Source organism: Mycobacterium sp. Marseille-P9652, assembly GCF_902652685.1.
Lineage (GTDB): Bacteria > Actinomycetota > Actinomycetes > Mycobacteriales > Mycobacteriaceae > Mycobacterium.
Genome location: NZ_CACRUY010000025.1, coordinates 25,104 through 49,738, shown reverse-complemented (window position 1 = coordinate 49,738; position 24,635 = coordinate 25,104). Strand labels below are relative to the sequence as shown.

The 24,635-nt window shown below is 69.4% G+C and carries 23 protein-coding genes and 1 pseudogene; 7 read left to right on the top strand and 17 right to left on the bottom strand.

Going from position 1 to position 24,635, the window contains the following annotated elements; all coding sequences use genetic code 11:
- Nucleotides 1–33: 33 nt before the first annotated feature.
- Nucleotides 34–366: a Zn-ribbon domain-containing OB-fold protein gene (locus GPY60_RS14785; protein ID WP_156688417.1), complete on the top strand. Its 333-nt coding sequence runs from the start codon at nucleotides 34–36 to the stop codon at nucleotides 364–366.
- Between the two features lie 73 nt (nucleotides 367–439).
- Here the strand turns inward: GPY60_RS14785 and GPY60_RS14780 are convergent, their stop codons facing one another.
- Nucleotides 440–2,605, bottom strand: coding sequence for an acyl-CoA dehydrogenase (locus GPY60_RS14780; protein ID WP_156688416.1), 2,166 nt, complete (start codon nucleotides 2,603–2,605; stop codon nucleotides 440–442).
- 111 nt (nucleotides 2,606–2,716) lie between these two features.
- Nucleotides 2,717–3,475, bottom strand: a complete 759-nt coding sequence (locus GPY60_RS14775; RefSeq protein ID WP_156688415.1) for an SDR family NAD(P)-dependent oxidoreductase — start codon at nucleotides 3,473–3,475, stop codon at nucleotides 2,717–2,719.
- 106 nt (nucleotides 3,476–3,581) lie between these two features.
- On the opposite strand from GPY60_RS14775, the gene GPY60_RS14770 reads away from it, so the two are divergent.
- The 3 genes from GPY60_RS14770 (at nucleotide 3,582) to GPY60_RS14760 (ending at nucleotide 7,821) form a co-directional block, all read left to right on the top strand.
- The gene (locus GPY60_RS14770; protein WP_156688414.1) at nucleotides 3,582–5,105 is read left to right on the top strand and encodes an ATP-dependent DNA ligase; all 1,524 of its coding nucleotides are present in this window, start codon (nucleotides 3,582–3,584) and stop codon (nucleotides 5,103–5,105) included.
- Between the two features lie 40 nt (nucleotides 5,106–5,145).
- The gene (locus tag GPY60_RS14765; RefSeq protein WP_156688413.1) at nucleotides 5,146–7,428 is read left to right on the top strand and encodes a carbon starvation CstA family protein; all 2,283 of its coding nucleotides are present in this window, start codon (nucleotides 5,146–5,148) and stop codon (nucleotides 7,426–7,428) included.
- Between the two features lie 72 nt (nucleotides 7,429–7,500).
- Nucleotides 7,501–7,821 carry a hypothetical protein gene (locus GPY60_RS14760; protein ID WP_156688412.1) on the top strand — a complete coding sequence of 107 codons (321 nt, stop codon included), beginning with the start codon at nucleotides 7,501–7,503 and terminating at the stop codon, nucleotides 7,819–7,821.
- A gap of 159 nt (nucleotides 7,822–7,980) precedes the next feature.
- Here GPY60_RS14760 and GPY60_RS14755 read toward each other — a convergent pair whose 3' ends face one another.
- The 13 genes from GPY60_RS14755 to GPY60_RS14695 all read right to left on the bottom strand — a co-directional run bounded on the left by GPY60_RS14755 (nucleotide 7,981) and on the right by GPY60_RS14695 (nucleotide 19,619).
- Nucleotides 7,981–8,496: a hypothetical protein gene (locus GPY60_RS14755; protein ID WP_156688411.1), complete on the bottom strand. Its 516-nt coding sequence runs from the start codon at nucleotides 8,494–8,496 to the stop codon at nucleotides 7,981–7,983.
- On the bottom strand, nucleotides 8,493–8,957 hold the full coding sequence (locus GPY60_RS14750; protein WP_231639662.1) for a mammalian cell entry protein: 465 nt from the start codon (nucleotides 8,955–8,957) through the stop codon (nucleotides 8,493–8,495). The genes GPY60_RS14755 and GPY60_RS14750 overlap by 4 nt, the downstream gene beginning before the upstream one ends.
- Before the next feature lie 71 nt (nucleotides 8,958–9,028).
- Nucleotides 9,029–10,471, bottom strand: a complete 1,443-nt coding sequence (locus GPY60_RS14745; RefSeq protein WP_156688409.1) for an MCE family protein — start codon at nucleotides 10,469–10,471, stop codon at nucleotides 9,029–9,031.
- Between the two features lies 1 nt (nucleotide 10,472).
- Nucleotides 10,473–11,606 carry an MCE family protein gene (locus GPY60_RS14740; RefSeq protein WP_255457244.1) on the bottom strand — a complete coding sequence of 378 codons (1,134 nt, stop codon included), beginning with the start codon at nucleotides 11,604–11,606 and terminating at the stop codon, nucleotides 10,473–10,475.
- Complete coding sequence (locus GPY60_RS14735) at nucleotides 11,603–12,883, bottom strand: MCE family protein (protein WP_156688440.1); 1,281 nt, start codon at nucleotides 12,881–12,883, stop codon at nucleotides 11,603–11,605. The genes GPY60_RS14740 and GPY60_RS14735 overlap by 4 nt, the downstream gene beginning before the upstream one ends.
- Nucleotides 12,883–14,121, bottom strand: coding sequence for an MCE family protein (locus GPY60_RS14730; protein ID WP_156688408.1), 1,239 nt, complete (start codon nucleotides 14,119–14,121; stop codon nucleotides 12,883–12,885). Before GPY60_RS14730 ends, GPY60_RS14735 begins: the two co-directional genes overlap by 1 nt.
- Complete coding sequence (locus GPY60_RS14725) at nucleotides 14,118–15,146, bottom strand: MCE family protein (protein WP_156688407.1); 1,029 nt, start codon at nucleotides 15,144–15,146, stop codon at nucleotides 14,118–14,120. Before GPY60_RS14725 ends, GPY60_RS14730 begins: the two co-directional genes overlap by 4 nt.
- Nucleotides 15,147–15,166: 20 nt before the next feature.
- The gene (locus tag GPY60_RS14720; protein WP_156688406.1) at nucleotides 15,167–16,612 is read right to left on the bottom strand and encodes an MCE family protein; all 1,446 of its coding nucleotides are present in this window, start codon (nucleotides 16,610–16,612) and stop codon (nucleotides 15,167–15,169) included.
- Nucleotides 16,613–16,621: 9 nt separating this feature from the next.
- A complete protein-coding gene (locus tag GPY60_RS14715) occupies nucleotides 16,622–17,479 on the bottom strand; it encodes an ABC transporter permease (RefSeq protein WP_156688405.1) in 858 nt (285 codons plus the stop codon).
- Entirely contained in the window at nucleotides 17,476–18,186 is a 711-nt protein-coding gene (locus GPY60_RS14710) for an MlaE family ABC transporter permease (protein ID WP_370462728.1), read from the bottom strand. Before GPY60_RS14710 ends, GPY60_RS14715 begins: the two co-directional genes overlap by 4 nt.
- A gap of 166 nt (nucleotides 18,187–18,352) precedes the next feature.
- Nucleotides 18,353–18,712 carry a DUF732 domain-containing protein gene (locus GPY60_RS14705; protein ID WP_156688403.1) on the bottom strand — a complete coding sequence of 120 codons (360 nt, stop codon included), beginning with the start codon at nucleotides 18,710–18,712 and terminating at the stop codon, nucleotides 18,353–18,355.
- A gap of 23 nt (nucleotides 18,713–18,735) precedes the next feature.
- A complete protein-coding gene (locus GPY60_RS14700) occupies nucleotides 18,736–19,245 on the bottom strand; it encodes a CAP domain-containing protein (protein ID WP_370462725.1) in 510 nt (169 codons plus the stop codon).
- Nucleotides 19,242–19,619, bottom strand: coding sequence for an STAS/SEC14 domain-containing protein (locus GPY60_RS14695; RefSeq protein ID WP_231639666.1), 378 nt, complete (start codon nucleotides 19,617–19,619; stop codon nucleotides 19,242–19,244). Before GPY60_RS14695 ends, GPY60_RS14700 begins: the two co-directional genes overlap by 4 nt.
- A gap of 192 nt (nucleotides 19,620–19,811) precedes the next feature.
- Between GPY60_RS14695 and GPY60_RS14690 the strand changes: the two genes are divergently transcribed.
- Together GPY60_RS14690 and GPY60_RS14685 are read left to right on the top strand one after the other, a co-directional pair.
- The gene (locus GPY60_RS14690) at nucleotides 19,812–21,311 is read left to right on the top strand and encodes an Hsp70 family protein (RefSeq protein WP_156688401.1); all 1,500 of its coding nucleotides are present in this window, start codon (nucleotides 19,812–19,814) and stop codon (nucleotides 21,309–21,311) included.
- Between the two features lie 4 nt (nucleotides 21,312–21,315).
- The gene (locus GPY60_RS14685) at nucleotides 21,316–21,981 is read left to right on the top strand and encodes a nitroreductase family protein (protein WP_156688400.1); all 666 of its coding nucleotides are present in this window, start codon (nucleotides 21,316–21,318) and stop codon (nucleotides 21,979–21,981) included.
- A gap of 33 nt (nucleotides 21,982–22,014) precedes the next feature.
- Here GPY60_RS14685 and GPY60_RS14680 read toward each other — a convergent pair whose 3' ends face one another.
- Complete coding sequence (locus GPY60_RS14680; RefSeq protein WP_156688399.1) at nucleotides 22,015–22,476, bottom strand: cyclic nucleotide-binding domain-containing protein; 462 nt, start codon at nucleotides 22,474–22,476, stop codon at nucleotides 22,015–22,017.
- A 95-nt stretch (nucleotides 22,477–22,571) separates the two neighbouring features.
- Between GPY60_RS14680 and GPY60_RS14675 the strand changes: the two are divergent.
- A pseudogene (locus GPY60_RS14675) lies at nucleotides 22,572–23,408 on the top strand (oxidoreductase).
- Here the strand turns inward: GPY60_RS14675 and GPY60_RS14670 are convergent.
- Nucleotides 23,405–24,361 (bottom strand): LLM class F420-dependent oxidoreductase, encoded by a 957-nt coding sequence (locus GPY60_RS14670; RefSeq protein ID WP_156688398.1) that lies wholly within the window; start codon nucleotides 24,359–24,361, stop codon nucleotides 23,405–23,407. The pseudogene GPY60_RS14675 and the gene GPY60_RS14670 sit on opposite strands and share 4 nt — an antisense overlap.
- Nucleotides 24,362–24,635: the final 274 nt, after the last annotated feature.

The window sequence follows — 24,635 nt, the reverse complement described above, 5'->3', positions numbered from 1 at the left end:
CCGCCCGAACCGAATGAGTGTACTGTATTCCGGGTGCCGGCCGAGCTGCTCATCGAACACTGCGACCAGTGCGAGCACTGGGTGCATCCGTCCGCGGGCGAATGCCGCGACTGCGGTAACGCGCTGCAGAAGCGCCCGGTCTCGGGTCGGGGCACGGTGTTCACCTACACGGTCAATCACCACCGGTACAACCCGGAGATCCCGGTCCCCTACGTGATCGCGCTCGTCGAACTCGCCGAGCAGGCTGGGCTGCGGGTGGCCGCGAACATCGTTGACTGCGAACCCGATTCGGTGACGTGTGGGATGGCCGTCGCCCTGCGGCCCGACCGGGCGGGCGCCGGCGCGCCGCAGTTCGCCCCGGCCTGATCGCCGAGCAGACGCAAAAGCACACCTTTTACGGCGTGTTGCGGTGCTTTTGCGTCTGCTCGGCGGAAGAACGCTAGTTGATCAGCGGGTCGCGGGGCATGCCGAGGATCCGCTCGGCGATCTGGTTGCGCGTCACCTCGGACGTGCCGCCCGCGATCGCCATGCCCCGCGCGCCCATGATCAGCCGGCCCGGTGCCGCGCCGGGGCCGTCGAGCAGTGCGACCTCCGGCCCGGTCAGGGCCGCCATGATCGCGCCCCCCTCGACCATGTGCTCGGCCAGCTTCAGCTTGGTGACGTTGCCCTCGGGTCCGGGGCCCGTGCCCTCGACGCTGCGCGCCACGCGACGCAGGTTGAGCAGCCGCAGGGCGGCCTCGTTGGCGAGGTAGTTCCCCACCCGAATGTCCGCGCCCGCCAGCCGATCCCCGTGCTGCTGCGCGAGCGCCACCAGGCCGGCCGCCAGCCCCTCGTAGAACGACCCGCTGCCGCCGATGCTGACGCGCTCGTTGCCCAGCGTCGCGCGCGCGACGGTCCATCCGGAATTGGGCGCCCCGACGACGTCTTCGTCGGGAACGAACAGGTCGTTGAAGAACACCTCGTTGAAGTCCGACCCGCCGGTGATCTGCCGCAGCGGCCGCACCTCGACCTCGGGCGCCTTCATGTCGACGATCACCGTCGTGATGCCGGCATGCTTGGGCGCCTCGGGGTCGGTGCGCACGGTGGCCAAACCCCGAGCGCAGTAGTGCGCCCCGCTGGTCCACACCTTCTGCCCGTTGATCTTCCAGCCGCCGTCCACCCGGGTGGCCCGGGTCTTGATGGAGGCCGCGTCCGAGCCCGCCTCGGGCTCGGAGAAGAGCTGGCACCAGACCTCTTCTTTGCGCAGCGCCTTCTCCACGAAACGCTCGATCTGCCAATCGGTTCCGTGCTGGATCAGCGTGAGGATCACCCAGGAGGTGATGCCGTAGTCGGGTCGCTTGATGCCCGCCGCGCGGAATTCCTCCTCGATCACCAGCTGCTCGACCGCGTCGGCGGCGCGCCCCCACGGCTTCGGCCAGTGCGGCATCACGTAGCCCGTGGCGATCAGCTTGTCGCGCTGGGCGTCGCGGTCCAGCGCGGCGATCTCGGCGGCGTCGGCCCGGATCCGGGTGCGCAGTTCCTCGGCCTCGGGCGGCAGGTCCAGGCTGTTCTCCCGCGTGGCTCCCGCGGCGGTGCGGTCGAAGACGTCGCGAGCCGGCGCGTCGCCGCCGAACAGCGCCGTCGTCACCAGCGCCCGGCGCAGGTGCAGGTGCGCGTCGTGCTCCCAGGTGAAGCCGATGCCGCCGTGCACCTGGATGTTGAGCTCGGCGTTGCGGGCGTACGCGGCGAAGGTCAGCGCGGCGGCCACCGCTGCGGCCAAGCGGAATTGGTCTTCGTCTTCCGACGCCGCACGCGAGGCGTCCCACACCGCGGCGACCGCCGACTCCGTGGCCACCAGCATGTTCGCGCAGTGGTGTTTGACGGCCTGGAACGTGGCGATCGTGCGGCCGAACTGCTGGCGCACCTTGGCGTAGCCGACGGCCGACTCGACGCAGTCCGACGCCCCGCCCACCGCCTCGGCGGCCAGCAGCGTGCGCGCCCGGGCCAGCGCCGACTCGCGCGCCCCCGAAAGGATGTCGTCGGCGGTGACGCCGACACCGCTCAGCCGGACGCGGCCCGAGCGCCGCGTCGGGTCGAGATTGTCCGGCACCTCCACCGTCACACCCTCGCGGTCGCGGTCCAGCAGCAGGATGTCGTCGCCGGCGACCACCACCAACAGCTCGGCCAGGCCGGCGCCCAGGACGATCCCGGCCTCGCCGTCGGCGACTCCGTCGGCCACCCGCACCTCGCCCCCCAGACCGACGCCCGCAGCCACGGTCCCGTCGATCAGGCCCGGCAGCAGGCGTGACTTCTGTTCGGGCGTACCGGATTTCGCGATCACCGACGACGCGATGACGGTCGGCACGAACGGGCCCGGGGCCACCGCGCGGCCCAGCTCCTCGATCACGACCACGAGTTCGGGCAGGCCGTAGCCGGAGCCGCCGTGCTCCTCCTCGATGTGCAGGCCGAGCCAACCGAGCTCGACCAGGTTCTGCCAGAAGCCCGGCCGGCCCTCGTCAGGCGCGTCGAGCAGCGAGCGCGCCGCCCAGCGGGCCTTCTGCGACGTCAGGAACGAGCGGGCCACCTCGGCGAGTTCGCGATGGTCGTCGGTCAGTGCGATCCCCATGGGACCCTCCTCGCGCTTCGCCGGGCTGACCGCCAGCCCCGCTCCGAGGGGGAGCGGGGCGGCTGCTAAAGAGTGTACTTAATGCGGCGAAGGCCGACGGGCCGGGTGGCCCTATTTCGGCGCGAAGCGCTGGCCGGCGTCCAGCCGGATGCACTGGCCGTTGAGCATCGGGTTGTCCACGATCGCCGCCGCGAGCTTCGCGTACTCGATCGGCCGGCCCATCCGCTTCGGAAAGGCCGCGTCCTTGGTCAGCATGGCCGCCATCTCGTCGGGGACCATGTTGGTCAACCCGGTCAGGAACAGGCTTGGCGCGATCGCCAGCACCCGGATCCCCATCGACCCCAGGTCGCGGGCCATGGTCAGGCACATGCCGGCGATGGCGGCCTTGGCGGCGGTGTACGCGACCTGCCCGATCTGGCCCTCGAACGCGGCGATCGACGCGGTGTTGATGATGACGCCCCGCTCCTCGTCCTCGGGCTCGTTCTTCGCCATGTGCGCGGCGGCCAGCCGGCTGATGTTGAAGGTGGCGATCAGGTTGAGGTCGATGACGGACTGGAAGGACTCCAGGTCGTGCGGGCCGGACTTGGTGAGGGTGCGCTTGGCGATGCCGCCGCCGGCCGTGGTCACCACGACGTGCAGCCCGCCGAGCTTGTCGACCGCGGTGGCCAGGGTCTCCTCGGTGCCGGTGAAGTCGGTGACGTCGACGGGATAGAACGCGCCGCCGATACCTTCGGCGACGGTCTTGCCGTCGGAATTCTCCCGGTCGAGCACCACGACCTCGGCGCCGCGCTCGGCCAGCAGCTCGGCGGTGGCGCGACCCATCCCCGACGCGCCGCCGATGACGACGGCCTTCTTCCCGTTGATCTCCATCCGGACCTCTCCTCGCTTGTCAGAATCGGTGAAAACTGTAACGGTACGCAGCACGCTAGCGCTTCTTACGCCGAGGGTTGTCGGCGAGCCGTGCCAAGCTGACATCGTGCTCCTCCTCGACGTGGCGACCGCCTCGGGTGACGTGGGCGCGACGTCGTCGCGGTTGACCAAGGTGGCCCGCATCGCTGACCTGCTGCGGCGGGCCGCCCCCGACGAGGTCGCGGTTGTCGTGTCGTGGCTCTCCGGCGAGTTGCGGCAACGCCAGATCGGGGTCGGCTGGGCGTCGTTGCGCACGCGCCCGCCCGCCGCGGCGCACCCGGCGCTCACCGTCTCCGGCGTCGACGCCGCCCTCTCCGAGATCGGCGCGGTCTCCGGCAAGGGGTCGCAGGCGCGGCGCGCCGAATTGCTCACCCGGCTGTTCGGCGCCGCCACCGACACCGAGCAGACCTTCCTGCTGCGGCTGCTCGGCGGCGAGCTGCGCCAGGGCGCGCTGGCCGGCGTCATGGCCGACGCCGTCGCCCGGGCCGCGGAGCTTCCCGCCGCTGCCGTGCAGCGCGCGGCGATGCTCGCCGGCGACCTGCCCGCCGTGGCGGCGGCGGCGCTGTCGGGCGGGGCCGAAGCTCTGGCGGCGTTCACGCTGACGGTCGGCCGTCCGGTCGGGCCGATGCTGGCGCAGACCGCGACGAGCGTGTCCGAAGCCATCGAACGTCACGGCGGCCCAACCATTTTCGAGGCCAAGCTGGACGGCGCCCGGGTGCAGATCCACCGCGCCGGCGACCGGGTCGCCGTCTACACCCGCAGCCTCGACGACGTCACCGCCCGCCTGCCCGAGGTCGTGGAAGCGACGCTGGCACTCCCGGTCGACGAGCTGATCGCCGACGGCGAGGCGATCGCGCTGCGGCCCGACAACCGGCCGCACCGCTTCCAGGTCACCGCGTCCCGGTTCGGGCGTTCCGTCGACGTCGCCGCCGCCGTTGCCGCGCAACCGCTTTCGGTCTTCTTCTTCGACGTCCTGCGCTGCGACGGCACCGACCTGCTCGACGCGCCGACCGCCGACCGGCTGCAAGCGCTGGACGCCCTGGTGCCGCCCACCCAGCGGGTCGACCGGCTCCTCACCGCCGACCCCGCCGCCGCGGCCGGCTTCCTCGAGGCCACCCTGGCCGCCGGCCACGAGGGGGTGATGGCCAAGGCGCCGGCGGCGCCGTACCAGGCCGGGCGCCGCGGCGCGGGCTGGCTCAAGGTCAAGCCGGTGCACACGCTCGACCTCGTGGTGCTGGCCGTGGAGTGGGGATCGGGGCGTCGCCGCGGCAAGCTCTCCAACATCCACCTGGGCGCGCGCGACCCGGCCGGCGGCGAATTCGTCATGGTGGGAAAGACTTTCAAGGGCATGACCGACGCCATGCTGGACTGGCAGACGGCCCGGTTCACCGAACTCGCCGCCGGCCCGACCGACGGCTACGTGGTGCGCGTGCGCCCGGAACAGGTCGTGGAGGTGGCGCTGGACGGCGTGCAGAAGTCGTCGCGGTACCCCGGCGGGGTGGCCCTGCGATTCGCCCGCGTGGTGCGCTACCGCGACGACAAGCCCCCAGCCGAGGCCGACACCATCGACGCGGTGCGGGCGCTGTATTAAAACGCGCATTGTCCATTCGGCGGGCGTAGGGTTTTTCGCCGTGGCAGCCAACGAGCACGACAAAGACGTCAGCTTCATCCGCACCCACGAACACCTCCCGCCGGTCGCGATCATCGACCGCTCCCCCATCACCGCCCGGCACAAGGTCGTCTTCGCGATCATCGCCGTGATCGGCGCCGTCGCGTGGGCCGTCATCGCGTCGGCACGCCACGAGACGGTGAACGCGGTGTGGTTCGTCATCGCCGCGATCTGCACGTACGTCATCGGTTACCGGTTCTACGCCCGGCTCGTCGAGATGAAGATCGTCCGACCGCGCGACGACCACGCCAGTCCGGCCGAGGTTCTCGACGACGGTACCGACTACGTGCCCACCGACCGGCGCGTGCTGTTCGGCCATCATTTCGCCGCCATCGCCGGGGCCGGACCGCTGGTCGGGCCGGTGCTGGCCACCCAGATGGGCTATCTGCCGGGCAGCATCTGGATCGTCATCGGGGCGGTGTTCGGCGGCTGCGTACAGGACTACCTCGTCCTGTGGATCTCGACCCGCCGCCGCGGCCGTTCGCTCGGCCAGATGGCGCGCGACGAACTGGGCGCCGCGGGCGGGGCCGCCGCCCTGATCGGCGCGCTGGTCATCATGGTCATCCTGATCGCGGTCCTGGCGCTGATCGTCGTCAAGGCGCTGGCCGAGAGCCCGTGGGGCGTGTTCTCCATCGCCATGACCATCCCCATCGCCCTGTTCATGGGCTGCTACCTGCGGTTCCTGCGCCCCGGGCGGGTGTCGGAGGTGTCGGTGATCGGGTTCGCGCTGCTGCTGCTCGCCGTGGCCTCGGGCAACTGGGTAGCCGAAACCAGTTGGGGCGCAAGGCTGTTCACCCTGTCCCCGGTGACGCTGTGCTGGTGTCTCATCGGCTACGGTTTCGCCGCCTCGGTGCTGCCAGTGTGGTTGCTGCTGGCGCCGCGCGACTACCTCTCGACGTTCATGAAGGTTGGCGCCGTCGGTCTGATCGCCCTCGGCGTCTGCATCGCGCGCCCCGAGATGCAGGCACCCGCCATCTCGCAGTTCGCGACAAGGGGCAATGGCCCGGTGTTCGCCGGCTCGCTGTTCCCGTTCCTGTTCATCACGATCGCGTGCGGCGCCTTGTCCGGCTTCCACTCGCTGATCTCGTCGGGAACGACGCCCAAGCTGCTGGAGAAGGAAAGCCAGATGCGGCTGATCGGCTACGGCGGCATGCTCACCGAGTCGTTCGTGGCCGTCATGGCGCTCATCACCGCGTCGATCATCAACCAGCACCTGTACTTCACCCTCAACGCGCCGGCGGCGCAGACCGGCGGCACCGCGGCGAGCGCCGCCCGCTACGTCAACTCGCTCGGCCTGCCGGGCGCGCCCGCGACCGCCGACCAGATCACCCAGGCCGCCGCCGGCGTCGGCGAGAAGTCCGTCGTGTCGCGCACCGGCGGTGCCCCGACCCTGGCGTTCGGCATGTCGGAGGTCTTGCAACGGGTGTTCGGCGGCGCCGGGCTCAAGGCCTTCTGGTATCACTTCGCGATCATGTTCGAGGCGCTGTTCATCCTCACCACCGTCGACGCCGGCACCCGGGTCAATCGCTTCATGCTCTCGGATGCGCTGGGCAACCTCGGTGGCCCGCTGGCGAAGCTGCGCAACCCGAGCTGGCGCCCCGGCGTGTGGGTGTGCAGCGTGGCCGTCGTCGCCGCGTGGGGCAGCATCCTGCTGATGGGCGTGACCGACCCGCTGGGCGGCATCAACACGCTCTTTCCGCTTTTCGGGATCGCCAACCAGCTGCTGGCGGCGATCGCGCTCACCGTCGTCACCGTGGTGGTCATCAAGAAGGGGTTGCTGCGGTGGGCGTGGATCCCCGGCGTGCCCCTGGTGTGGGACCTCGCGGTCACGCTGACGGCGTCGTGGCAGAAGATCTTCTCCGGCGACCCGGCCGTCGGCTACTGGACCCAGCACTCGCTGTACGTGGCCGCCAGGAACGCCGGGAAGACGGCGTTCGGCTCGGCGAAGACCGTGCGCCAGATCGACGCGGTCATCCGCAACACCTTCATCCAGGGCACCCTGTCGGTGCTGTTCGCGCTCGTCGTCGTCATCGTCGTGGCCGCGGGGGTCTTCGTGGCGGTCAAGGCGAGCCGCGGGGGCGGCAGGCCGCTGGCGGAGGAGCCCCCCGTGCCGTCGAAGCGGTTCGCGCCGGCGGGCCTGATTCCCACCGCGGCAGAACGGGACCTGCAACGACAGTGGGGCGCCGCGTCGCCGCGTTCGGAGAACTTGATCGGAACGCCGGCCGGGGCGCACCCGAAGGAGTAGTCGACTACTCACGACTGCGGGCCCCGCCCGGCCATACGTTGGTCGCACCATCGACCGAACGGGGTGCCCCTCATGTTGGTTTCATCAGCGGAAATCGCCGGCGCGGCGGACGCCGCCGACACCATCGCCTCTCCCGCGTCCACCTCTCCCGCGCCACCCGAGAAGGAGGCGCCGGATGCCGCGGTGCTGATCACCACGCAGCAGGTGGTCTTCGGCACCGCGGTCGCGCTCGGCGGCCGCCGCCAAAGCCCGCGCGGCCGGTTCGTCGCCGCGGTGCGGCGGATGTGGGTAGCGCCGGCCGAAGGATCGCGCCCGCGCCGGGCGTCGTCCTACCCGAAGCACTACGGATTCCTCGAGCAGGCCCTCATGGCCCGCGAAATGGATCGGCTGTGAGCGTGCTCGTCGCCGCGGCGTCCGCCGTGGCGATCCTGATCTTCGCCAAGGGCATTCACGACCTGCAGTGGTGGCTCGAGCGCGCCAGCTACCGGCGCCATTTCGAGGACTGACCGCCCTTCGACCGGTAGGCACCTGCGCGGGACTGATCCCGTCCGATCAAACCGGATCGAAACCCGAGATCAACCAGCGCCCGCCGACCTTGTCGAGTGTGACTCGGACGCTGCTCGACGTGTAGGCGGGCGCATCGGTGCCCACGATCGTCGTCTGGTTGACAAAGAGCAGGACGACGCCGTGGTCGGGTCCCGCCGACACCGACGCCGCGGACTCGACGGTCGCCACCGCGGAGATATGCCTGCGCTTCGCGCCGGGGACGACCACGTCGCGGGTCAGCGACGTGTAGGCGTCTTTGCACCGGCCGGTCAACCGATCCCGCGCGGCGCCCACGTCGCGCTCGACCGTGTCAGGCTGATAGGTCAGCATGGCGACCGTGGCATCGTGGGCCGCCCGCGTTGCCTCCATGCCGGCGCGGTCGGCCTCGGTGACCGTCGAGCCCACCCAGTCGAGGAAGCCGGCCGCCGACGCGAGCAGCAATGCCACCCCGGGCAGCACCCCCTGGGCCAGCACTCGTGACCGGTCGGGTCGACGCGGCCCGTTGTGCGAACGGTTCGTCATGGCACGAACTCGACATTCGACACCTTGGCCACGCCGCCGACCTCCTGGAGGGACAGGCGCATCCGCCAGGCGTGCGGTTCCTGTTGGGCCGCAGTCGCATTCGACGTCCGGACGGTCACGGCAACCAGGACTTGCGCCCGGTCACCGGATTGCGATTCGACACCGGCTTCGGTGACCGTGCCGACGGACGTCGATCGCGTCCGCAACAGCACTTCGATGTACGGCTGAGAGCGCTGGGAGAAGTTGTCCAGAAGCTGGCCCGTCGCGCCGTCCAGGATGCGCTGGACATCGGTGTTGGCCTGACGAAAGTCGACGGTGGTGAGGTTCAGCGCTTCTCGGCGACCGGCCTGCAGGAAGAAGGCGCGCCGCTCCCGCACCTGCTGGGCTTCGTGGGCGCGCAGTCCGACCCACCCGACCAGGCCGGCGAGCGCCGCCACGATCACCACGCCGGCGATCACCATCCGACGAACGGGAAGGCAGTGCGGCGCGGAGGCTGCGTCCGCGCCGTCGCGGGAATCCCCTTGATGTGAAATCAATTCGGCGGTAACAGCATCGTTTGCCATGTGCGCTCCCCCTTTCCCCCGGGCGTGGCCAGATCGGATCGTGTGTAGACGTGCCCGTCGGGACCGAGGTAGGTGCCGGTGGCCGGGTCGTATTCGGCGGCGGGCATGGGCAGCGGTTCCGGCGCCGGCGGCGGACCCGCCGGCGCACGCGGCTGCGGAACGGGCTGACCCGACAGCGTGGCGTTGGGGTCGCCCTTCCAGTTGTATCCGTCGTTGAGCGGCACGTAGCTTTCGTCGCCGTCACACATCTGCACCGTCGGCGCGCGTTTGCCGGGACGGCCCACGCACGGGGTGTTGCGGACCCCGCGGACGTTTTGCGGGGAGTCCTGCGGCACACGGCAGTACAGGTCGCCCGCGGGGCGGTCCGGAAAGTCCTCCCACGACGGAACGCGCTGCTGCTGGGCGGGCAGAAAGCCGGTGAGACACGGCGGCGGCAGGTTGAGCCGCAAGTTGAAGCTGAGGAAGGCACCCTTGTAGCCCTGTTTGGTGTTCCTGTTCGGCACGTTGATCGCCTGGATCGTGGCCACCGCCTGGGGGAGAAGGACCAGCAGCTGCTCGAGGCCGGCGTGATAGGTCAGCGCCACCTGCCCGACACCGACCAGGTTGGCGAGCAGGACCGGCAACGTCGGACTCACTCGGTCGAGGAGCTGACTCACCTCCAGAGCGGCGGGGCCGCCCTGCTCCAGCACCGTCCGAACCGCCGGGTCGTTCTTCTGCAGGCCGCGCGTGAGGTCCGCCAGGTGCGCGGCCCATGCCTGCACCGCGTCGGGCGTATCGGTCTGCGTATCCAGCAACGGCTTCGAGCGGTCGACCAGTACGAGCAGCGACTCCAGGTTCTTGCGGGCGTCGGCGGACAACGAGCCGGCGCCGGTCACCAACCGGGAGAGGTCCGGCCCGAGACCGCCGACGGCGGTGGAGGCCTCGTTGACGACGGTCCTGAGGTCCTCCCGCGGGACCGACTCCAGGCCGCGGTTCACCGCGTCCAGCATGGTGTCCAGGTCGGGTGGCACCGACACGCGGTCCGCGCGGATCACGTCCCCGTCTCGCAGCGGCGGAGAGTCCCTGCGCGGCAACAACGCAACGTACTGCTCGCCCACCGCCGACTGACTGTGCACCTCGGCATCGAGATCCGACGGGATGTCGATACCCGACTTCAGCGACAGCACCGCCGCCACGCCGGTGTCGGTAAGACGCACGCTGTCGACGCGGCCCACTTCCGTACCGCGATAGGTGACGTTGCCGCTGGGATACAGGCCGGCCGCCTGCGGCAGCTCCACGGTGACCCGATAGCGACCGACGCCGAACATGGCGGGAAGCTGGATGTAGCCGAACACCATGACGGCGCCACCGACCATCGCGACGATCGCGAAGATCGCCAACTGGATGAGTACGCGTCTCGACAACGGCGGCACGTCAGCGCCCCTGATCCCGGTGATACGGCGCGACAAGCGGATTGCCGGCGGTGTACGGACTGGGCATCTGGCCGATCGTGCGCCCCCACTGCAGCTCGAGTTCGGTCAGATTGCCCTCGAACCGGGTCCCGGTGAGGAACGACGCGTCCAGCCGGCTCAGCGTCAGGTCGATGATGGCGGTCAGGTTGGCGTAATCGCCCCGCGCCCACTTGCTGATGGTCTCCTTCGGGAACGGATAGGTGGCCAGCAGGCTCAGCGCGCGCGTCATTGCGGGGCCGGCGTTGGCCAGGGATTCGAGCACCGGCGCCAGGTCCGTCAGCTCCTTGACCACGCTGTCTTTCGTCTGCCGTGTCGAATCGGCAACCAGCGCACTGAATTTGCCGAACTGATCGAGGGCATCCACGAGTGTCTGCCGTTCGTCGGCAAGGGTGTGCAGTGCCGCCGGGATGGTGTGCAACGCCCGGTCCACCACCGGCTTCTGGTCGGCGAACTGGCCGACCAGGTTGTTGAGGCTCTGGGCCGCCGCGACGATGTCGTCGGTCTGTGCGGTCACCTGTCCGGTGAAGGTGTCGAGCGCAGTGATCAGGCTCCGAAGGTCGTCGGCACGCCCGGAGAGCGCGGTGCTCAGCGCTTCGGTGATGTCCTGGATCTGCCCGATGCCGCCGCCGTTGAGCAACAACGAGATAGCGGCGAGTGTCTGTTCGGTCGAGGGGTAGCCGCCGGCTGACTCCAGGCGGATCAGCGACCCCTCCCCCAGCTTGCCCGCGGGCGGGACACCTTTGGGCGCGGCCAACTCGACATGCAGCGAACCCAGCAGGCTGGTCTGGCCGATGGTCGCGGTCGCGTTCGCGGGAAGATCCACGCCGCCGTCGAGCCGGATCGTCAGCAGGGCGTGCCAGCCCTGCCGCTCGATCCTGGTGACGTTGCCGACGGTGACGTCACCGACCTGCACGCGGGAATTCTGTTCCAAGGTGCCGACGTCCGGCAGCTGCGCCTGGATCGTGAACGAACCCGGGCCGCGGCCGGCCGTTCCCGGCAGGGCGACCGAATTCAGCCCCCGCCAGCCGCAGCCGCCCGGCGCGAGCATCGCCACCGCGGCCAACAAGACCCCCGCGACACGTCGCCCGCGCCTCACGATCCGCTTCCGCTCGGTAGCAACAAGCCCCGCAGGCCATCGGCGGGGTCGGCCGAATGCACCTCTGCCGACGCCGGCCCGTCCAAGCCGGTCGGATTCGGCTGCGGCGGAACGTAGTCGGGCCGCAGCCAATCCTCGCTGTAGGTCACCTCGTTCGGGCGCGCCGTGGCGCCCACCACCAGGTTCTCGCCCAGCGGCGGGAAGTTGTACTGGCGGTTCTTGATGATCGGCGCCAGGTACTGGACACACAGCTTGGCGGACTGGTCCCAGCCCAGTCTGGATGCGGCCTGTATCGCACCGCACAGGAAGGCGACCGGATTGGCGAAGTTGGCGAAAGCCGGTGCACCGCTCAGCGTTCCCTGTGCGGGCTGGTAGATGTCCATGAAGTTCTGCAGTTCGGTGGGGGCGGTGTGCAGCCCCTGCTTGATGTCGTCGAGGCTGTTGGTCAGCGCCGTCGACACCGATGCCAGCCGGTCGGACGTCGTCCCGAGCGCCTCACGGTTGTCGGCCACGAAGCTTCTGATCTCGCCGACGGCGTCGGACAGCGCGGCGACCGCGCCGGCCACCTCGTTCGGGTCGTTGGTGAGCACACCGGTCACCGAGGCCAGGTTCTCGTTGAGCTGCCGCATCAGGTCGCCGCTGCTCTGCAGCGCCGAGACGAGGATCGACAGGTTCTTCAGGGTCCCGAATAGATCGTTGCTGTGGTCGCCCAGTGCCGAAATCGCCTGGGAGAGCTGCACGATGCTGTCCCGGATGTTGGCTCCCTGCCCGCGCAGGTTGTTCGCGGCGGTGCTGACGAGCGCCCCGAGCGGGCTGACGCCGCCGCGCGTCGGCTGCAGCATCGCGGTGAGCTTCTCCAGGTCCTGACGCAGGTCGTCCCACTCAACCGGAACCGCGGTGCGCGCCTGCGGGATCACGGCACCGTTCTGCAGCTGCGGTCCGCCGGTGTAGGCCGGCGTCAGTTGAATCGCCCGGGACGTGACCAGCGAGGGCGACAGGATCACCGCCTTCGCGTCGGCCGGCACGTGATAGCGGGCCTCGTAGGAGAAGGTGATCTTGACCCGCTCGGGCTGCGGCTCGATCCTGTCGATGCGGCCGACGGCCACCCCCAGGATGCGGACTTCGTCGCCGACGAAAATGCCGTTGCTGTTGAGGAAATAGGCGACCACCGTCGTCCTGCGGTTCGTGGCGGACGAGTGCCAGACCGTCGCGAGGCCGGCAAGGAAGCTGAGCACGAGCACGGCGGCCAAACCGACCCTGACGTTGCGGCGGTTCATCATTCGCCGGCCTTGTCTTCGGGCGCAATCGGTGGTGGCCCCGGCGGCGGCCCACCCGGTGGTGGCGCCGGGGGTGGCTCGCGGTAGGGATAGCGGGGGTCCCCGGGCTTCCCGGTGACCGCGTCCGGGAGGTTCAGCCTCGGCTCGCCCCCCTGACCGGTGCGCGGGAACGGCACCGGCAGGGCCGGTGTTCCCGGCTGCCCGACCTGCGGATCGGTGAGCTGGGACGGGAGCAGGACGTTGGGATCCAGCCCGAGGTCGGAGAACGCGGCGTCGACGAAGGGCTGGATGAACTGGCCGGGTATCAGGTTGGCGATGTAGAAGTTGAACCACGGACCCGTCGACATCGACTCGCCGAGCGACAGCGCATAGTCGTCGAACTTCTTGATCGCGAGACGGATTCGATCCTTGCGGGTGTCGAGGATCGCCAAGACCTCGTTGAGCTTGTCGAGCGTCGGCTTGAGGGTCTGCCGGTTGTCGTCGATGAGCCCCCTGACCTGTCGGCTCACCGCGGCGATGTTGCCCGAGATCTGGTCGAGCGACCGGCTCTGGCTCCGCAATTCGACGAGCAGCGCGTTGCTGTCGGCGACCAGCCGGGCGATCTGGTCACTGCGTTCCGACAGCACGGCCGTCGCTTTGTTGGCGTTGGTCAACAGCGTTCGCAACTGCGCGTCCCGGTCACTCAGCGTCCGGGAGAACCGCGCGACCCCGGCCACCGCGAGCTTGAGGTCGGTCGGGGTGTCGGCGAAGGTGTCGGCCAGCACGCCGAGGGATTCGGACAGGCGTTTCGTGTCCAGCCCGCTGATGGCGGCGCCGAGGTCTCCGAGCGCATCGGGAAGCTGGTACGGCGCATGCGTGCGCTCGAGCGGGATCGGCCCGGACATCCTGCCGTCACCGCGAGTGGTGACTTCCAGGATCTTGGCGCCCAGCAGGCTCTTGGTCTTGATCGACGCCTCGGTGCGGTCGCCGAGCCGGATGTGCTTGTCCACCTCGAACGTGACGAGCACCCTCGGACCGTCGAGCGAGATGCTGTTCACCGTGCCCGCTTTCAAGCCCGACACCTGCACTGCCGCGCCGGTCAACAGGCCGCCCGCGTCGGCGAAATAGGCCGAGTACTGCGCCCCCGCCCTGAAGAACGGCAACTTGCTGTAGGTGAGCGACGCCGCCACCGCCGCGCCGACCACCACGATGCCGATCGCGCCGACGACGAGGGGATTGCGTTCGGAGAAGTACTTCACCGCGGCGTGCACCTTCCCGAGGGCTGGCCGATCACCTTGACGTAAACCGGCTGCCCGCCTTTGCCGTTCAGCTTCAGAAGCAGGTCGCACAGATAGAAGCTGAAGAAGTCCCCGTGGAGGCCCTGCCGGTTGAGCATCTGATACGCGTCCGGCAGGGTGTTGAGAAAGTCGTCGAAATAGTCGCGATCGGCGAGGATCAGCTTGCCCACCCGGTCGCCTTCGCGCAGGATTTTGGCCAGCGGGGCACGGCCTTTCGCGAGGAGGTCGGCGACCGAGTCGGCGGCCGCGTTGGCATAGGCGATGCCGGTGCCGATGTCCCGCTTGCGGTCGGCCAGCGTGGTCAGCAATCCGGACAGCGATTCGACGGACTTGGCGAACTGGGCGCTTTGACCCCCGAGCGAGCCCATGACGGCGTTGAGGTTCACGATGACTTGCCCGATGAGCTGGTCACGGTCCGCCAGCGTGTTGGTCAACGCGGCGGTGCGGGCCAGCACGGAGCCGATCGTGGCCCCCTCGCCCTGAAACGCCTTGATCAACTCGCTGGACAAGGTGTTGATCTGCTCGGGGTTCAGTGCGTGAAACAACGGGCGGAAGCCGCCGATGAGTGCGTCCAGGTCCAGCGCCGGCGACGTCCGCGACAGCGGAATGGCGTCCCCGGGCCTGAGTTGACGGGTGGCTCCCGGGCCGTCCTGCAGCGCCAGGTAGCGGCCACCGATGAGGTTCTGATAGCGGATGACCGCCTTGCTGCCCTCGGTGAGCACCACGGTGTTGTCGACGCTGAAGTCGACGACCGCGGTGCCGTCGTCTTGGATCGCGATCTTGGTGACCTTGCCGACCTCGACTCCCGCAATGCGGACGAAGTTTCCGGCTTCCAGCCCGGAGACGTTGCTGAACCGCGCCTTGTACGGCAGTTCGTCGCCGAACCGCAGCTGCGCGAAGATCGCCAGCATGGCCGCCAGGCCCAACGCGCAGACGACCATGAACGCGGCCAGGCGCCAGATGGCGCCCGGCAGGTTTTCTCTCACGGTGACTCCTCGTCGCTGTGTCAGTCGGCCGGCGCCCACGGCGGTAGCGGTGCGGGCGTGGGCTGCAGCTGTGCCGGGGCCGGGATCACGGGCGGCTCCGATCCCGGTGGCGGCGGCCCGGGTTCCGGCGGCGCTCCCGGCGGTGGCGCCGGCGGCAGGCCCGGGTACAGCGGGGTGCCGTCCGGGGCGTATTGCGGGGCGCCGTAGGGCGGGGCGCCCGGGTACGGGATCGGCCCCGGCGCGGGGCCGCCCGGATACCTGATGCTGGGCGGTTCGGGAATTCCCCGAGTGACGGGCAGGTAGTCGGCGTAACCCGGGAAGGCGATCCCGGGGTTGGGCCGGATGTCGAGACCCGTGCCCCATCCGGTGTTCGTGATCAGTTGACGCAGTGGCCAATTGGCGGCGACGTCGGGCAGGGAACCGCAGCCGGGCTGGCCGCCGGGTCCGCCCTTGGCGCCGACGATCGGAAGGTTCTGCGGATACCGGTACTGGTCGGCCCCGAACAACGGTGTGCTGTCGATGATCAGCGAGTAGCCGTTGGCGCCGCCCATCGCGTCCCGGTACCCCGTGTCCAGGGCCGTCTTGGCGCCGACCAGCATGCAGGTCAGCTCGGGGTTGTACTTCATCAGCAGGCTGGTCGTCGGATCGAGCAGGTTCACCGCCTGGATGAGGTTGTCCTTGCTGGGACCGAGGAGGGCGGTGCCGCTGCGGGAGAGCCCGACCACGCCGGTCAGCAGCGAGTCCAGCGCGGCGGATTCGCTGCTGACGGTGCCGCTGGTGACGGCGCCCGCATCGAGCACGCGCAGAATGTCCTGCGCCGCAGCGCTATACGTGTCGCTGAACCCCTTGACCGCGCGGATGTCCGACCTGATCGTGTCGCCGCGCGGGTTGAGCGCACGCAGCACCTCGTCGGTATCGGTGATCGCCCGCCCCATGGCGGCTCCCTGACCGCGCAGACCCTCGGCGAGCGCGGACAGCACGCCTTGGAGCTTGGCCGGGTCGATCTCGTTCAACACGTTGACGAGGGTGGTGAACAGCGTGTTGACCTCGGTGCCGACGCTGTCGACCCCGATGACCGCTCCGGCGGTCAGGCGCTTGGGGCTGGGCCGGCTCGGGTAGACGAGGTCGACATATTTGGCGCTGAAGAAGGTGGTGGCGCGGATGCGGGCCCCCACGTTCGCCGGGATGTACCTGATCTGGCCGGGGTAGAGGTCCAGCTTGAGGCGCACCTCGTTCTTGTCGATGGTGACCTGGCCGACCCGACCCACCTGCACTCCGCGCAGCTTGACCTTGCCGCCGCGGTCCATCACCAGCCCGGCCCGGTCGGATACGACCGTCACCGGCACGTACGACGTGAACGTCCCGGAGAAGAACGCGGACGTCAGCGCGACCGTGCCGACGCTGGCGACGAGGAGGATCATCGTCCACCACGCGGGATGCATTCCCTCCGAGCGCGATTCCGACATTCTGCATCCCTATCCCGACAGATTGAAGTGGCCCGACTGACCGTGCACGGAGAGCGAGATCGCCAGCACGATCAGCGTCAGGACGATCAGCGAGGTGCGGACGGAGTGACCGACGGCCCGTCCCACCCCGGCGGGTCCGCCCGAGGCGCTGTAGCCGTAGTAGGTGTGGACGAGCATGACGGCCACCGCCGCGGTGATCACCGTCGCGAAGGACCACAGCAGGTCGGTCGAGTTGAGGAAGGTGCGGAAGTAGTGGTCGTACACCCCGGTGGACTGGCCGTAGATCCCGGTCGTGCCGAACCGGGCCGCCTGGAATGCGCACACCACCGCGATGCAATACAGCGGGATCACCACGACCACCCCGGCCACCACCCGGGTGGAAACCAGATAGGCGACCGACCGGACGGCCATGACCTCGAGCGCGTCGATCTCGTCGGCGATCCGCATCGCCCCCAGTTGGGCGGTCGCGCCCGCTCCGATGGTCGCGGCCAGGCCCACGCCGGCGACCGCCGGCGAGATGATCCGCACGTTGACGTAGGCGGAGATGAATCCCGTCATCGCCTCGACCCCGATGCCGGACAGTTGGTTATAGCCCTGCACCGCGATCACCGCGCCGGTCGACAGGGTGAGAAAGCCGACGATCACCACCGTGCCGCCGATCACCGCGAGCGCGCCGGTGCCCAGGCTCATCTGGGCGACCAGCCGGACGATCTCCTTCCCGTACCGCGCGAAGGCCGTGCGCATCTCGGCGAATGTGAGGGAGTAGAACTTCACCTGCCGGCCAACGTGATTCCAGCCGTCGGCGACGCCGCTCGCGGCGTCCCGGATCCACGCGAGCGGCGACTGGGCCTCGTCGTTGGCGCTCATTGCGGACCCGTGTAGTAGACGGCCGTCGCGACGATGTTGATCACGAACAGCGCGATGAAGGAGTACACGACCGTTTCGTTGACGGCATTGCCCACGCCTTGCGGGCCGCCGCCGACGGAAATGCCCTTGTAGCAAGCGATCAGCGCGGCCGCCATCCCGAACAGCGCGCCCTTGACCAGGCCGAGGATGAGGTCGGGCAGGTGGGTGAGCAGCGTCAGACCCGCGGCGAAGGCGCCCGGCGTGACGTGCTGGACGAACACGGAGAAGAAGAAGGAGCCGGCCAGACCCACGAGCGTCACCAGGGACACCAACGACACCGCGACGACCGTGGCGGCCAGCACCCGCGGCGCCGCCAGCCGGCGGACCGGGTCGACTCCGAGCACCCGCAACGCGTCGAGTTCGTCGTGGATGGCGCGCGCTCCGAGGTCGGCGCACATGGCGGTCGCTCCGGTGCCCGCGACGACGAGCACGGTCACGACCGGCCCGATCTGGGTGACCGAGGCGGTCGCAGCGCCGGTGCCCGAAAAGTCGGCCGCCCCGAACTCGACGAGAAGGATGTTCATCGTGAAGACGACCAGCACGGTGAACGGAATCGTCAGCAACAGCGTGGGAATGATGGAAACGCGCGCGACGAACCAGGTCTGCAGCAGGAATTCCTTCCAGGGGAAGGGGAATTTGAACATCGCCACGAAAGTGTCGAGTGTCATGGCGAAGAACTCACCGAGCGAGCGCAGGGGCCTGGAAAGCGCGTCGGCGGAAATCACGGCGAAGTCCTTCGCCACACGTGCCGGCCGCGCGTCAAAAGCCATTCGTTGGACCGCTTTCCGGGCGGTGCCGGGCGTCCCCCGATGTGCGTTGCCGGCGTCATTGTGCTCACGACCCGCCGGGAATGTATCCGGCGGCCGATTGACGTAGCTGCCAGATCAAGGCCGGGCATAATTCCCCGACCGCCTGCCCTATCAGGTATGACGCCTGGAATTCGGCGGGGCCGAAGTCTTTTTTCACGTCCGCGGCGATCTGCGCGTAGCGCTCCCCTTCGCGCACCTTCTCGCAGATGCCGTTCCCGTACGCCAGGGCGGCGCCCGCGTCCGGAAAGTTGTAGCCCGGCCGGACCGTCACGTTGACGAGGTAGGCCACCGCATCGGCACGCGCAAGGGCCGGGTTGCCGCACAAGTTGCCGGACAGAAGGACTCCGGTCGACGCCGCGGTCGCCGCCGCCGCCAGCCGCGGCATTCTCCGGGAGGTCCCATGGTGATTCATCGCGGCGCCGGATCGTCGGGCGCGCCGTACATGGCGACAACCACGCTCCGGTCCAGGCTGTTCTCCGACCACACCCCCATCTGCGTGTACGCGCAGTTGCGCATGATCGCCAGGTAGCCGGGGTTGTAGTACCACTGGTTGATGACCTCGAGACCGCTGATCGCCAGCGCAGGGTTGATCGCGACGGTTTCCGCGACGCCGCCCCGATACCCTGCGGCGGTCGCGCGGTCCTTCGGGGTCGAGCCGTCGGAGCCGATGTCCCCGTCGAGCGCGCGGTTGCCGAGCACGTCGTTGGTGTGCCACTGGGCCGCCAGCTGCAGTTGCGGATTGATCCGCACGTCGTTGGTGCAACCGGCGTTGTGCTGGATGGTGTACACGTTCGCGACAACGCCGTCGTTGAGCCGCTTGTTGTCGGCGTTGGCCGGTGCGGCGCAGCCCGTTACCACACCGGCCACGACGGCGGTCACCACCGGCGTGCCGCAACATATCGCGTCTCGCGTTTTCATGCGGCCCCGCGCTTGCCGTCTTCCGCGATCCATCGGCGCGCTTCTTCGGCTTGGGCCGCGGCAAACGTGCGGTATTTTCCCGGCCACAGAAAGCCGAGGAGCTCGCTGAACTTTGCCGCGTGCCTGACCCATGGCAGGTCGCTGACAATCGCGCACCGGTCCCAGTCGAAGTAATGGGCCACACCGAATTTCGAATCCGCCCAGACGGCGTCCGGCTCCAGGCTCGTCGCGTCGATCTCGCAATACATGCGCAATTTCTGGTGCCTGGTCAGCTTTTCTTCGAAGGCCGGCACCAGCACCGCGTCGTAATCGGCTTTGGTCACCCGACCGCGGAAAGCGAACGCGGCAACCTCATCCGGGAAGCCGTCGAGCATTTCGATCACGAGCCCTCCTGAAGAAATGGAATTTCTCCCGTGTGGTCATCGTGTTCGCGGCGAGGGTGGTGGCCTAGGGGCCAAAGTCCCCGACCGATACGACCGGAGGTCGTCAACCCGGACAGGCTCGACCCGCGGCGCGCCGGGAAGAAAGCTTGTTCCGACGCCGCGCCGCGGTCCTAAGATTGCGCGATGAGAGTCGGTATCGACTTCGGCACCACCCACACCGTCGTCGCGGCCGTCGACCGGGGCAACTACCCCGTCGTGTCCTTCGACGGTGCGGACACGTGGCCGTCGCTGATCGCCGCCAATGCCGACGGGGACCTGCGCTTCGGACCGGACGCCGCGGCCGTCCGGCACGAGCCGGGGTGGTCGGTGTTGCGGTCGTTCAAGCGCCTGCTCAACGAGGCCGGGCCGCAGACGGAGGTGACGCTTGCCGGGCGCAGTCATCGGCTGGCCGAGCTCCTCACCGGGTTTCTGGCCGCGCTGAAGGACGACCTCGAGCGTCGCTCGAACGCCATCCTCTCCCCCGGTGAGCCCCTCGAGGCCGCGATCAGCGTGCCGGCCAACGCCTCGAGCGCCCAGCGCCTCCTGACGCTGGATGCCTTCCTGGCCGCGGGTTTTCACGTGGTCGCGCTGCTCAACGAGCCCTCCGCCGCCAGCCTGGAGTACGCGCACCGGTACCGCTCGACCATCACCGCCAGGCGGGAGCACGTCCTGGTCTACGACCTCGGCGGCGGAACGTTCGACGCGTCCCTGCTGAGGATGACCGGCCACGCCCACGAGGTCGTGGTCAGCGAGGGCATCCAGCGCCTCGGCGGCGACGATTTCGACGAGGCGATCCTCGAGCTCGCGCTGTCGCGCTCCGGGGTGCCGGAGGTGGACGCCGCAACCCGCGAGGTGCTGCGGGAGGAATGCGCGGCCCGCAAGGAGGCGATCGGCCCGCAGACCCGCCGCTTCCTCATGGACCTCTCGGCGGTGGACCGGCCGCCGTTCTCCTGCCCGGTCGATGACGTCTACGCCGTCTGCGCGCCGCTGGTCGACAAGACCGCGCGCCTGCTCGATCGGGTGCTGCGCGACGTCACCTGGGCGGAGGTCGCCGGCATCTACGTGGTGGGCGGCGCCGGAAGCTTTCCGCTGGTTTCCCGGATGCTGCGCAGCGCCTTCGGCGACAAGCGGGTGAAACGCTCGCCGCACCCCTTCGCGGCGACGGCCATCGGGCTGGCCGTGTTCCTCGACCAGGAAGCCGGTTTCGCGTTGTCCGAACGTTTTTCGCGGAACTTCGGGGTTTTCCGCGAGGCGGAGGCCGGCGCCGATGTGGTGTTCGACCCGATCGTGTGCAAGGACGTCGCGCTCCCGGCCGACGGCCAGGCGCCCCTGGTGGTCAGGCGCACCTACCGGGCGGCGCACAACATCGGCCACTTCCGCTTCGTGGAGTGCAGCCGGCTCGTCAACGGGCGGCCCGACGGCGACGTCACCCCGTACGACCCGGTGCTGTTCCCGTTCGACCCGACGCTGGCCGACCGCGACGACCTGCGCCGTCAGCCGGTCGGCCGCTGGAACGACGGACCCGACGTCGAGGAGCGCTACGTCATCGCCCCCACCGGCGCGGTCGAGGTGACGCTGACCACCCGGCCCGCGGGATACGAGCGCACCTTCCGCCTCGAGCGGTGCGCCCCGGCGAGCGCCTGACGCGATGGACCTCTACGAGGTGATGCGGACGACCTTCGCCGCGCGCGAGTTCACCGGCGACCCGCTGCCCGACGACGTGCTGTGGCGCATCTTCGACAACGCGCGGTTCGCTCCCAGCGGCGGCAACCGCCAAGGCGTCCACGTCACCGTGGTGCGCGATCCGCAGGACCGCCGCCGGCTCGCCGAACTCGGCGCCGGGGCCGCGAGGCGCTATTTCGCCCAGCTGCAGGCCGGCGAGAACCCCTGGAACTCCGTCCATCCCACCGGCGTGCCACAGGACGTCATCGACCAGACGCAGGTCCCCGACACGTTCGTCGCGCCGATCGTGAATGCCGCTGTGGTGCTTGTGTTTTCGGTCGACCTGAGCGTGGTCGCCGCGATCGACCAGGACTTGGACCGCGTCGGGTTGGCCGGCGGGGCGTCGGTGTATCCGCTGGTGTGGAACGTCCTGCTGGCGGCGCGCAACGAGGGCTTCGGCGGAACGATCACCACCATGGCCATCGCCGAAGAGGATGAAGTGCGGGGGCTGTTGGGCATTCCCGACGGCCACGCCGTCGCCGCGGTGGTCCCGCTCGGAAGACCGGTGCGGCAACTGACGAAGCTGCGCCGCCGGCCGGTCGGCGAGTTCGTCACCCGCGACCGCTTCGACGGCCCGGCGTTCTCCGGTTAGCTTGCCGCGCAACGCTTTTGGCCGCGCGAGCGGTCAGATCGCGTCGGCATAGATGTCGAGCAGCCGGAACCTCGTCGCGTCGAGATGCTCGCCGAGGACCGCGATGACCCGCTTCTGCAGCTCGTAACCGAGTTCGTGGTCCTGTTCGCACTTTCCGCGCAGGCACTTTCCGTCGAAGCCGATCGCGCGTGTGGGGTCGATGGCGCGCGCGTCGAAGCGCGAGTTGTACGGCGGCACCAACCACGACCAGCCCAGGATGTCGCCCTCTCCGAGGGTCTGCACCGTCAGGCCGCCGCGGCCCGGCACGTGGGTTTCGAGCGCGATCTTGCCGGACCGGATGAGGTAGAAGTGATCGGCGGGCTCGCCCTCGCGCAGAACCAGTTCACCGGCGGCGTAGCGCACGTTGGCCGCGCATCCGACCACCGACTGCAGGTAGCGCGGGTCCATCCCGGCGAAAAACGGGTGCCGGACCAGAACGCCTTCGAGCGTCCTCACCGTCTGTTCCCTTCACCAGTGCCTGATCATTGCCGAGATCGACGATAGTTGACGATGCAGCCGTTCGTCTGCGATCGAAAGAAAGGGACACCGCCATGTCGACCTGGCTGATCACCGGATGCTCCACCGGGCTGGGGCGCGCGCTGGCCGAGGCCGTCCTGGGCGCGGGCCACAACGCGGTGGTGACGGCGCGCGACGCCGCCACGGTGGCGGACCTCGCCGAAACGGCGCCCGAACGGGCACTCGCCGTCGCGCTCGACGTCACGCAACCGGCTCAGGTCGCCCGGGCGCTGCAGCGGGCGCACGAGCGGTTCGAGGGGGTGGACGTGCTGGTGAACAACGCCGGCTACGGGTATCGCGCCGCGGTGGAGGAGGGCGCCGACGCCGACGTCCGCGCCCTGTTCGACACGCACTTCTTCGGCACGGTCGCGATGATCAAGGCCGTGCTGCCCGGCATGCGGGCGCGCCGCAGCGGCGCGATCGTCAACATCTCGTCGATCGGGGCGCAGGTGACGCCGGTGGGATCCGGCTACTACGCAGCGGCCAAGGCCGCCATGGAAGGCATGAGCGGCGCGCTGCGCGGTGAGGTTGCGCCGCTGGGCATCTCCGTGACGGTGGTGGAGCCGGGCGCCTTCCGCACCGACTTCGCCGGGCGCTCGCTCGCGTAGTCGGCGACGGTCATCGACGACTACGCAGGCACCGCCGGGCGGCGCCGCAAGGAGCACGACACGATGCACGGCACGCAGTCCGGCGACCCCGCCAAGGCCGCTGCCGCCATCATCGCGGCCGTCCAGGCGCCCGAGCCGCCCGGCTTCCTGCTGCTGGGACCCGACGCGCTGGCGATCTACCGGTACGTCACCGAGCAACGCGCGAACGAGATCGCGCAGTGGGAGGAGCTCACCAGCGGGACCGACTTCGAGTCAGACTCCTAGCCGCGCAGTTGCGGCAGCACGTCGCGCTCGTACGCCGCGAAGAAGCCCTCCTTGTCCGGGCCGATCTGCTGCACGTAGACCTCGTCGATGTCGGCGTCGATGTACTCGCGCACCTTCGCGACGTGCGTGTCCGGATCGGGCCCGCAGGTGATGGCCTGCGCCACCTGCTCCGGCGTGACGAGCGACATGAGGGCTTCGAAGTCCTTGGGCCGCGGCAGGGTCTGCGCCGACTGCCCCGGGAGCGCGTCGTTACCCCACAGGCGGTGGGCGACCTTCAGCGCCGCGTCGGCGTCGGTGTCCCAGCTGACCTTGGCGCCGGCCTGCACCGGCTTGTCGCCCCCGCCCGACTCGCGGAAGGCCGTCACCAGGTCGGCCTCCGGCATCACCAGGACGTACCCGTCGCCGATGCGTCCCGCCAGCTCGGCGGCCTGCGGGCCGAACCCGGAGACGTAGATGGGCACCGGCTGCTCGGGCAGCGTGTAGATGCGGGCCTCCTGCACCTCGTAGTGCTCGCCGTGGTGGCTGACCTCGCCACCCTTGTGGAGCTTGCGGATCACCTCGACCGCCTCCTCCAGCATCTCCAGGCGCACGCCGACGGACGGCCACGGGTCGCCCAGGATGTGCTCGTTGAGCGCCTCGCCGCTGCCCACGCCGAGCACGAAGCGACCGTCGAACTGGACGGCCGCCGTGGCCGACGCCTGCGCGATGATCGCCGGGTGCGTCCGGAAGGTGGGGCAGGTGACGGCCGTGCTGACGGGCAGCGAGGTCGCCTCGGAGAGGGCGCCGATGACACCCCAGACGAACGGGCTCTGCCCCTGCTCGTCGTTCCACGGGTGGAAGTGGTCGGAGATCCACAGCGCGTCGAAGCCGGCGGCCTCCGCGCGCTTGGCCTGGTCCACAAGTTCTTTCGGGCTGTACTGCTCGCAGGACAGGAAGTATCCGATCTTCGTCATGACCCGCGGGCTACCCGCTGCGCGCGCCGTTATGCGCCGGTCCGCAAACTGATTACCTGCGGTGACCGCCCGGAACACGTCCGGTTGTGTCGGTCCCCGAGCTAGACCCGGAAACATCGGCGCCGAACGAATCACCCTATCGCACAGACGGTTTCGTCGCGATGCGCAGCTATGCGCCGATCGGCGACGGCCGCACGGTGGCGCTGGTCGCCGAAGACGGTTCGACCGCGACGGGCACGCCTTCATGGGCAACCTGCCGCAGGGCCTGAGCCAC